We start from the raw sequence: 9,502 nt of genomic DNA, 5'->3' as shown, positions 1-9,502 counted from the left end.
GGAATAATGAAATGCTGTCGGTCAATTAAATAAATTGGATTCTAAATGTACTAAAATCAGTAGCGCGGACCATACACTTGGTTTGTACTACTGATTTTAGTATTTTTGCTTGTTTAAAAAAGTTCCCGGCGAAATCATGCTTCGCCGGGAACTGCTGTCGGAAGGAATGGACACTTAGTCTATTGCCGCTTCTCTCAATTTTTCAACTTCATATTTTCGTAGTTCATGTTCGGGTTCAGCAAGCCGCGGTTGCTTTTCAGGACGAAAGAGAAGCTGCTGTCATTGAAATCGATGATGTTGTCCTCATCCAGTTGCTGCAAGCTGTCCTTGGTGACTTTGACCGCGCCGAAGTTGGTGTCCAAAACGGTGTCGTAGTTCGGGTTTTCCGTATCGTACGCTCGGATCGTAAACATGCTGCTGTCCGGTCCGCCGCAGCCGTAGATGGTGCTCATGTACAAAGAGAGTTCCTCGGTCATCCCCAATTTTCCCAGTCGTTGCGTGGCATTTTCAGTAAATGTCAATTTCATTTATAATCACCCCTTGTGCTAATTATAAAGCATGCCCTCGCGAAAAAAAGCGAATATGCTCACATCAATAAAATGTTTGACAAGGTGAGAAACAGATGTTATATTTAATTAAATTTTAATAGAAGAGCGATGAAGAGAAGAGTACCTTTCGATCGTCATTCCAGAGAGCCCCGGCAGGTGAAAAGGGGTATGATGAAAAAAAGCGAAGATGGTCTCGGAGCAAAGCAATGCGGATAGTGTTGCTTCGATTTGTGCACGATAGCGCACAGAAGTATAACAAGCGGCAGCTTGCGTACTTTTTAAGGTATGGATCGCGAGGTCCCTACGAACATGGGTGGTAACACGAAGAGCTTTCGTCCCTGTATTTCAATCAATTGGAATATAGGGACGAGGGCTTTTTTGCTTTTTGCAAAGTCAGAGAAACATCAGAAGCAACCTCGGCTAATCGGAAATGACCCAGAAGAGCAACTGCCATGCAAGAATAGATCGAAAATCAGAAGGGAAAGATGACAAATGACAGAGAAAAATTACAGTTTTGAAACGTTGCAGGTACATGCAGGCCAAGTGCCGGATCCCGTTACCGGAGCCCGTGCAGTGCCTATCTACCAAACTACCGCTTTTGTGTTCGATAGCGCGGAGCAGGCTGCAGGCCGATTCGCTTTGACGGATGCCGGAAATGTCTACACCCGTTTGACGAACCCGACAACCGCAGTCGTAGATGCGCGGGTTGCGGCGCTTGAGGGTGGCACATCCGCCGTTACGGTCGCATCAGGTTCGGCGGCGATCACGTACGCTATCCTGAATGTGGCGAATGCAGGCGATGAAATCGTCGCGGCCAGCACGCTCTACGGCGGAACCTACAATCTTTTCAGTGCGACATTGCCTAATTTGGGCATCAAAACAACTTTCGTGGATCCTGAAGATACAGCTAACTTCGAAGCGGCCATCACGGGAAAGACGAAAGCCATCTTCATTGAATCGATCGGAAACCCGAGCATCAACCTGATCGATATCGAAAAGGTCGCCGAAATCGCGCATAACAATGGCATCATTTTGATTGTGGACAATACGTTCGGGACACCTTACCTGATCCGTCCGTTCGAATTCGGCGCCGATGTTGTGGTCCACTCCGCTACGAAATTCTTGGGCGGACATGGCACAACAATGGGCGGAGTCGTCATCGAATCCGGTAAATTTGATTTCGCTGCCAGCGGAAGATATCCTGGCTTCACGGAGCCGGATGCGCATTACAACGGGCTGGTCTATACGGATCTGGGACCGGGCGCGTTCACGACCAAAATCCGCGTGCAATTGCTGCGCGATACCGGAGCCTGCATCGGACCGATCGATTCCTTCCTGTTGCTGCAAGGGATCGAAACTTTGTCATTGCGCGTCGAACGCCATGTCGAAAATACCCGCAAGGTTGTCGCTTATCTGGCGAACCACCCGAAAGTGTCCTGGGTGAACTATCCGGAACTGCCGGATAGCAAGTACAAGGCGCTTGCCGACAAATATTTCCCTAAAGGAGCCGGTTCGATCTTCACTTTCGGCATCCAGGGCGGAAAGCAAGCTGGCATCGAGTGGATCGACAAGTTGGAGTTATTTTCGTTGCTTGCGAACGTTGCTGATGCAAAATCATTGGTCATCCATCCGGCCAGCACGACCCACGCGCAATTGAGTGACGAAGATCTTATAGCTGCCGGGGTTTCCGGTGACATGATCCGTCTGTCCATCGGGATCGAAAATGCCGATGACATCATCGCCGACTTGGATCAAGCTTTCGGACAAATCTAAACCAAGCAAAATCCGCTCTGTCAGAATTTGGGTTCTGACGGAGCGGATTATTTTATGGTACATTAATCGGACAACGAGCGCCCAAGCCAAATGCCGGTTGTCCGATTCATCGGCGATATCGGACAACGAGCGCCCAAGCCTAACGCCGGTTGTCCGATTCATCGGTAATATCGGACAACGAGTGCCCAGGCTTCACGTCGGTTGTCCGATTCATCAGCGATATCGGACATCTTCGGAAATCTTCGGACTTCCGTCTTCATCAAAGATACTCCGCCAACACCGACCAAGCTTCCAGTTTTTCCGGCAGCGTTTTGACATGTTTGCCGCGCATGGGGCTGGTCGATGGGAGCGGGAGGTAAATCAGGCCGGATGCCTCATCCAGACCGAAGTGCTTTTTGTAGCTGCGGTAAGCTTTTCCGCCATTGAAGGCGATGGCCCTGATCTGGGGATGATCGCGCAGAAGGCTGTTCAGATCGTTAGGATATTCCTCTTTGATGGCCGAATCGAGGCTGCCCTCACGGTAACAGGAGTGGATGACATCCCAGAGGGCGACGTGATGCTTTTTCAGCAGCGATAGGCGGTCTTCGTAGGTCACCGGATCCTCCTCGCCGAGCAGGGAGAAAATGATTTGCCAGAAATGGTTCCTCGGATTCCCGTAGTAGTGCTGTGCTTCCAGCGACTTTGCGCCGGGCATTGATCCCAGAATCAGGACATGGGCTTGGGAATCGATGACGGGTGCCATCGAGTAAAGTTTGTCGGATTGTATCAGTCGGAACACATCCTTTCAAAGATATTGTGTATCCATTCTACCAAAACCGCGCCGGAGCGGGAAACATTCGAGCTTGCCAATTTTTTTAAATAAAACAGTTGACGGAAGGATAGCGATGCGTTAAAATAATCCCAACATTAAGAATTCGTTAGAAAAATCATTTCCATCTAATTAAACCGATAATCAAGAGAAGTACGCATCATACCTTGTTTCCAGAGAGTCGCCGCCAGTGAGAGTGCGATAGCGAAGGGGATGCCGAATGGACTTGAGAGGGTTGCCTTGAAAAGAGTAGGGGCAAACGGGGAACCTGGTCCGTTAACAGACAGGCACATATGTTGGTATGTGAACGAGTGGGCGATTAATTTCGTCAATTTGGGTGGTATCGCAGGAGAATACAAGCTCTTGTCCCTTTAAAGGGGGGACAAGGGCTTTTTTTGTACACAAAAAATGATGAGGTGAATGAAATGCTAGAGATAAAAGAGACGAAACAAACCGAAGAAATTCTCCCGCAAGACAGCATGAAAGCCGCTATCGATAAACTAGTGAAAAAAGAAGAACTTTCTCCGCAGTTGACGAAGACCATCATGCACCAGATCATGAGCGGTCAAGCCAGTCCGGTCCAGATCGCATCTTACCTGACTGCTATGCGGATGAAAGGCGAGACGGCCGGAGAAATCAGTGCTTCTGCTGAAGTAATGAGGGATTTTTCCAATAAAGTACGGACCAAGACGACGGCATTGGACATCGTCGGAACCGGCGGCGATCAAGCCTTCACTTTCAATATCTCAACCGTCTCTTCCTTTGTCATCGCAGCCGCAGGGATCCCGGTGGCGAAACATGGCAACCGCAGCTCTTCAAGCAAGTGCGGCAGCGCGGATGTGCTGGAAACGTTGGGTGTGAACATCGAAGCCAGCGCGCAGCACAGTGAAACGATGCTCGAAGAAATCGGAATGTGCTTCATGTACGCCCAAAAATATCATCCTTCAATGAAACACGCGGCACCCGTCAGGAAAGAAATGGGTGTCCGGACGATCTTCAACGTCCTGGGGCCATTGGCGAACCCTGCCAATGCGAACATGCAGTTGCTCGGTGTATACGATGTCGCGCTGGTGGATACGATGGCTGAAGTGTTGAATCAATTGCACATGGAACGGGCGCTTGTCTTCGGTGGAAATGATGGATTGGATGAAATCACTTTGACCACAACATCGGAAGTAGCGGAGCTCCGCGACGGCAAGGTCACCCACTTCACATTCGATCCGAAAGATTACGGCTTCGAGTACTGCACTAACGAAGATTTGGTGGGCGGCGAACCGGCTGAAAATGCCGCAATCGCCTTGGCTATCCTAAGTGGCGAAAAAGGGCCGAAGCGCGATACCGTACTGTTGAACGCCGGCATGGCCATTTATCTGGCCAACGACGATTATACGATCGCTGACGGCATCAAACGTGCAGCCGAACTCATCGACAGCGGAGCGGCACTGGGGAAATTAAAGCAATTTATCACTGCATCACAGGAGGCGACAAAATGATATTGGACGAGATCATAGTAGCGACAAAAATACGCGTGGAAAAAGCCAAACAGGCAATCCCATTGGAAGAAATGAAGCAAGCCGCCTTGGCGATGCCGATCAATCAGGATTTCCCATTCGAAAAGGCGCTGACCGGTGAAGGGATCCGTTTCATCTGCGAATGCAAGAAGGCATCTCCTTCGAAAGGCGTGATTGTGGAGGATTTCCCATACCTCGAAATCGCCAAGGCCTACGAAGAAGCAGGCGCATCCGCGCTATCGGTATTGACGGAGCCCGATTTTTTCCAAGGCGAAAACCGCTTCCTGACTGAGATAAAACAGGCAGTATCGCTTCCGGTCATCCGGAAAGATTTCATCATCGATGCCTATCAGATCTATGAGGCGAAGGTCATCGGCGCGGATGCCGTACTGTTGATTGCGACCATCCTGAACGAGGAAGAGTTGGATGCCTTCCAACGCTTGGCCCGCGAACTGGGGCTTTCTGCCCTGGTGGAGGCCCACACCGAAGAAGAACTTCTCAAAGCGTTGCGGACGAATCCGAAGATCGTCGGTGTCAATAACAGGGACTTGAAGACTTTCAAAGTGGACATCCAGCAGTCCATCAGGCTGCGTGCACTGGTGCCTGATGATATCCTTTTCGTGGCCGAAAGCGGCATTTCGGAAAGACAGCAAGTCATCGAATTGGAAGAGGGCAACGTCGATGCCATCCTGATCGGCGAAACGATGATGGTTTCTCCAGATAAAAAAGGCATGCTCGATCGCCTGCGGGGAATCGGCTGATGGTCAAGGTGAAGATCTGCGGCCTGAAGCGAGTAGAGGATGCTGAAATGCTGAACGAGCTGCGCCCGGATTTTGCAGGCTTCATTTTTGCTCCCAGCAAGCGCCAGATTTCGTTGGAGCAGGCGCTGCAAATCAGGGCAGCCTTGATTGATGCCATTCCGGCAGTAGGCGTCTTCGTCAACGAACCGATCGAAAACATCGTCGCAATCGTTGATAGCCGGGCAATCCAAATCGTGCAGCTCCACGGCGATGAGGATGACACTTATATAGAAGAGTTGGGCAAGCGGATCACGCTTCCGATCATCAAAGCTGTCGCGGTCAAGGATGCCGCTGATGTCAAGAAGGAATACGCTGCCGATATCCTCCTCTATGACACATACCAGAGCGGCGTGGCCGGCGGGACGGGAAAGACATTCAACTGGGATTTGCTGAAGGAAGCGACGCACCCATTCTTTCTGGCGGGAGGCCTGCATGCAGGCAACCTCGAAGCGGCTATCCGACAGGTGCAGCCATACGCAGTGGACATCTCGAGCGGCGTCGAAACGGACGGCGTGAAGGATTTTGAAAAAATCAGAGCAGTAATGGAAATCATTGGGAGGTCAATAAAATGAATAGTTATTTTGGAGCACATGGGGGACAGTTCATTCCCGAAACGTTGATGAACGCTTGTTTGGAACTATCGGAAGCTTTTTTCCGATTCAGTGAGGATCCGGAATTCAAAAAAGAATTGAACGATTTGTTGGACAACTACGCAGGCAGGCCATCCCGCCTCTATTTCGCGGAAAAGATGACGAAGAACCTCGGCGGAGCGAAAGTCTATCTGAAACGCGAAGACTTGAACCACACGGGCTCGCATAAGATAAACAATGCGCTTGGGCAAGTATTGTTGGCCAAGAAGATGGGCAAGAAACGGATCATCGCCGAGACCGGCGCCGGCCAGCATGGCGTGGCAACAGCTACAGCTGCTGCGCTTCTGGACATGGAGTGCGTCGTCTACATGGGCGAAGAGGACACCCAACGCCAAGCATTGAACGTGTTCCGGATGGAATTGTTGGGCACGAAAGTGATTCCCGTGACGAGCGGGACCGCCACCCTCAAGGACGCGGTCAACGAAGCGATGAAGGATTGGGCTTCCACGTTTGAAGAATCGCATTACTGCATCGGATCGGTCATGGGGCCGCATCCATTCCCGACCATGGTCCGCGATTTCCAGAAGATCATCGGAGAAGAGACCAAAGCCCAGATGGCTCAGGCGGAAGGCAGGCTGCCGGATGTCGTGATGGCTTGCGTCGGCGGCGGTTCGAATGCGATCGGGACTTTCTACGACTTCATCGGCGACGAAAGCGTACGGCTGATCGGCTGCGAAGCTGCCGGCAGAGGCATCCACACGCAAGACACGGCTGCGACAATCGCGACCGGGACACCAGGCATTTTCCACGGCATGAAATCCTATTTCTGCCAGGATGAATACGGCCAAATCGCCCCTGTTTACTCGATATCGGCTGGACTGGACTACCCGGGCATCGGGCCCGAGCATGCGGATCTCTATGACCGCGGCCGCGCCGAGTATGTTTCGGTGACGGATGACGAAGCTGTCGCCGCCTTCGAATACCTGGCGCGGATGGAAGGGATCATCCCGGCAATCGAAAGTTCACATGCGATCGCGCACGCCATGGATTTGGCGCCAACGTTGGATCCGGAAAAAATCATCGTCATCTGTTTGTCGGGCCGTGGCGACAAGGACGTCGCAGCAATCGCAAGATACAAGGGAGTGGACATCCATGAATAAAATCACAGCTGCCTTCAAGCACAAGGCATTCATACCTTTCGTGACGGCGGGGGATCCTGACCTGGAAACCACAAAGGAACTGATCAGGGAAATCGTTGCGAACGGAGCGGACATCGTCGAAATCGGCATCCCGTTCTCCGATCCGGTTGCGGAAGGTCCTGCCATCCAAAAGGCGGATGAGCGGGCTTTGGCGAACGGCATCAATACGGACGATATTTTCCAGATGGTCGCTGAATTGCGCACCGAAATCGCTACACCTTTTGTCTTCATGACCTACATCAACCCAGTGTTCGTCTACGGCATCGATAAATTCATGGCCCGCTGCAAAGAGACCGGCGTCGACGGCGTCATCATCCCGGATGTTCCGTTCGAGGAGAAGGGGTTCATCCAGGAAGCCTGCCGGGAACATGGCATCACCTACATTTCCATGGTGGCACCTTCTTCCGCTGAAAGGATCGCCATGATCGCCAAAGAAGCGGAAGGCTTCCTGTACGTCGTTTCTTCATTAGGAGTCACCGGCGTGCGCAGCGACATCACGACCGATATCGGCAGCATGCTGGCCGAAATCCGCAAAATCAGCGACATCCCTTGCGCCATCGGCTTCGGGATTTCCAACGCGCAACAAGCCAAAGCCATGAGCGAAGTCGGGGACGGCGTCATCATCGGTTCCGCAATCATCAACATCATGGAAAAATACGGGAAAGATTCGCCCAAACCGGTCGGAGCCTTCGTAGCGGAAATGGTGGAGGCCATCCGCAGCGGCGACTGAAGTCCTTAAACGTGAACTGCACCGCCTGTAGCAGTATAATGAAAGAAAAATACAGGCGGAAAGTGGTGACGGTGATGAGGAAAATCATTTTGATCCGGCATGGTGTAAGCGAGTGGAACTTGTTGAACCTGTTTACGGGCTGGACGGATGTCGACTTGAGTGAGCAGGGAGTTCTCGAAGCGAAAGAAGCCGGCCGAAAACTCAAGGAGGCTGGGGTTGAATTTGATTTGGCGTTTACGTCCGTGCTGAAGCGAGCGATCAAGACCTGCCATATTGTTTTGGAGGAAATGGATCAATTGTGGGTACCGGAAGTGAAAAGCTGGCGGCTCAATGAACGGCATTATGGCGATCTGCAGGGACTGAATAAACAGGAAACAGCCGAAAAATATGGAGAGGACCAAGTTCTGAAATGGCGCCGCTCCTACAACACCTTGCCGCCGTTGATGGATCCGGATAATCCTCAGTCGCCGGTCAAGGATCGCCGGTACGCCAACCTGCAGAAACGGATCATTCCGATGGGGGAAAATTTGGAGACCACTTTGGAACGTGTCATACCATTCTGGGAAGATCAGATCGCTCCGGCGGTTCTGGACCGAAAAACGGTACTGGTGGCGGCCCACGGGAACTCCTTGAGGGCATTGATCAAATATCTTGAAGAGATACCCGATGATGAGATCATGGCTTTGGAAATCCCTACCGGACAGCCGTTGGTATATGAGTTGAATGATGACCTGACGATCATCAGAAAATACTATCTATAATAAAAAAGATGCGGCCGGGAATCGGAATCCCGGCCGCATCTTTTGTTGCATCATTTTTCTTCAGCCAGCAATTGAAAGTTGAAGCGAACATCGCTGCTGGTCCCGTCCAGCAGATAGGATCTTTCCACAAAAGTAACCCGATCGGAATGGTCGATGAGGATCAGTGATGTGGAACGGGTGCCGTAGCGTTCCGTCTGGATGAAATTGGCGGAAACGGCACGCAAGATCGGCAAATCCAGCGGCAAATCAGGCAGTTGGTCATCCGGCGGGGGCGTCCGGTCCGCCATGATGCGGAAGATGGCCTCTTCGTCCAACTCGGATGAAGAAGCCAGTTCGGCCATTGCCGCTTTGGTGAGGGTGACTTTTGGCCATGGTGTATCGAGCGTGGCGTTGCTGACGGCATGGTTGCCTGTTTGAATGATGCTGATTTCGTCCAAAATATTGTTGTAATGATGGAGACTGTCGCTCGAACCGACGATCAGATTGAAGCCGTTGTAGTCGGTCCGCTGTTGCCTGACCTGGTCCAAATATTCGTTGGGGCCCATGCTGCCGGTCAAGTAATCCATCACGAGGTTGCCGCGGGACAGTTTTTTGTCGGATTCCTGATCGGTCGTCAAATAACTGTTGGTCACGGCGGCGATCCTGCCTTGTTTGGTGATCCCCAACCAGGTGCCGTGAGCGCTCAAGTCTTTCCCGGCAAGTATATTGGGATGATCCAGCCAGAAATGTGCAGGCAGCGACGGACGATCATATTGCTCGTCCCGATTGGCCACGAGCATCAA

The 9,502-nt window shown here is 51.6% G+C and carries 10 protein-coding genes and 1 other annotated feature; of the genes, 7 read left to right on the top strand and 3 right to left on the bottom strand.

Annotated features, from left to right (window positions below):
• Window positions 1-194 precede the first annotated feature (194 nt).
• Window positions 195-527 (bottom strand): iron-sulfur cluster biosynthesis family protein, encoded by a 333-nt coding sequence (locus WBV27_RS05140; RefSeq protein ID WP_424200025.1) that lies wholly within the window; start codon window positions 525-527, stop codon window positions 195-197.
• A 513-nt stretch (window positions 528-1,040) separates the two neighbouring features.
• On the opposite strand from WBV27_RS05140, the gene WBV27_RS05135 reads away from it, so the two are divergent.
• Window positions 1,041-2,321, top strand: a complete 1,281-nt coding sequence (locus tag WBV27_RS05135; RefSeq protein WP_424200023.1) for an O-acetylhomoserine aminocarboxypropyltransferase/cysteine synthase family protein — start codon at window positions 1,041-1,043, stop codon at window positions 2,319-2,321.
• A 259-nt stretch (window positions 2,322-2,580) separates the two neighbouring features.
• On the opposite strand, the gene WBV27_RS05130 is transcribed toward WBV27_RS05135, so the two are convergent.
• Window positions 2,581-3,099: a DNA-deoxyinosine glycosylase gene (locus WBV27_RS05130; protein WP_424200021.1), complete on the bottom strand. Its 519-nt coding sequence runs from the start codon at window positions 3,097-3,099 to the stop codon at window positions 2,581-2,583.
• Between the two features lie 161 nt (window positions 3,100-3,260).
• Window positions 3,261-3,503 (top strand) — a binding site (T-box leader).
• Window positions 3,504-3,554: 51 nt separating this feature from the next.
• Here WBV27_RS05130 and trpD point away from each other — a divergent pair.
• The 6 genes from trpD (at window position 3,555) to gpmA (ending at window position 8,720) form a co-directional block, all read left to right on the top strand.
• The gene (gene trpD / locus WBV27_RS05125; protein ID WP_424200019.1) at window positions 3,555-4,622 is read left to right on the top strand and encodes an anthranilate phosphoribosyltransferase; all 1,068 of its coding nucleotides are present in this window, start codon (window positions 3,555-3,557) and stop codon (window positions 4,620-4,622) included.
• Window positions 4,619-5,401: an indole-3-glycerol phosphate synthase TrpC gene (gene trpC / locus WBV27_RS05120; protein WP_424200017.1), complete on the top strand. Its 783-nt coding sequence runs from the start codon at window positions 4,619-4,621 to the stop codon at window positions 5,399-5,401. The genes trpD and trpC overlap by 4 nt, the downstream gene beginning before the upstream one ends.
• A complete protein-coding gene (locus tag WBV27_RS05115; protein ID WP_424200015.1) occupies window positions 5,401-6,012 on the top strand; it encodes a phosphoribosylanthranilate isomerase in 612 nt (203 codons plus the stop codon). Before trpC ends, WBV27_RS05115 begins: the two co-directional genes overlap by 1 nt.
• Complete coding sequence (gene trpB / locus WBV27_RS05110; protein ID WP_424200013.1) at window positions 6,009-7,190, top strand: tryptophan synthase subunit beta; 1,182 nt, start codon at window positions 6,009-6,011, stop codon at window positions 7,188-7,190. Before WBV27_RS05115 ends, trpB begins: the two co-directional genes overlap by 4 nt.
• Window positions 7,183-7,959 carry a tryptophan synthase subunit alpha gene (trpA, locus tag WBV27_RS05105; protein WP_424200011.1) on the top strand — a complete coding sequence of 259 codons (777 nt, stop codon included), beginning with the start codon at window positions 7,183-7,185 and terminating at the stop codon, window positions 7,957-7,959. Before trpB ends, trpA begins: the two co-directional genes overlap by 8 nt.
• Before the next feature lie 74 nt (window positions 7,960-8,033).
• On the top strand, window positions 8,034-8,720 hold the full coding sequence (gpmA, locus tag WBV27_RS05100) for a 2,3-diphosphoglycerate-dependent phosphoglycerate mutase (RefSeq protein WP_424200009.1): 687 nt from the start codon (window positions 8,034-8,036) through the stop codon (window positions 8,718-8,720).
• 50 nt (window positions 8,721-8,770) lie between these two features.
• Here the strand turns inward: gpmA and WBV27_RS05095 are convergent.
• On the bottom strand, window positions 8,771-9,502 hold a 732-nt coding region (locus WBV27_RS05095), incomplete at its 5' end, for an NRDE family protein (RefSeq protein ID WP_424200007.1).

Source organism: Trichococcus sp. (assembly GCF_049589555.1).
Classification (GTDB): Bacteria; Bacillota; Bacilli; order Lactobacillales; family Aerococcaceae; genus Trichococcus.
The sequence above is the reverse complement of the archived record's forward strand: the minus strand, read 5'-3'. Positions and strand labels throughout refer to the sequence as shown.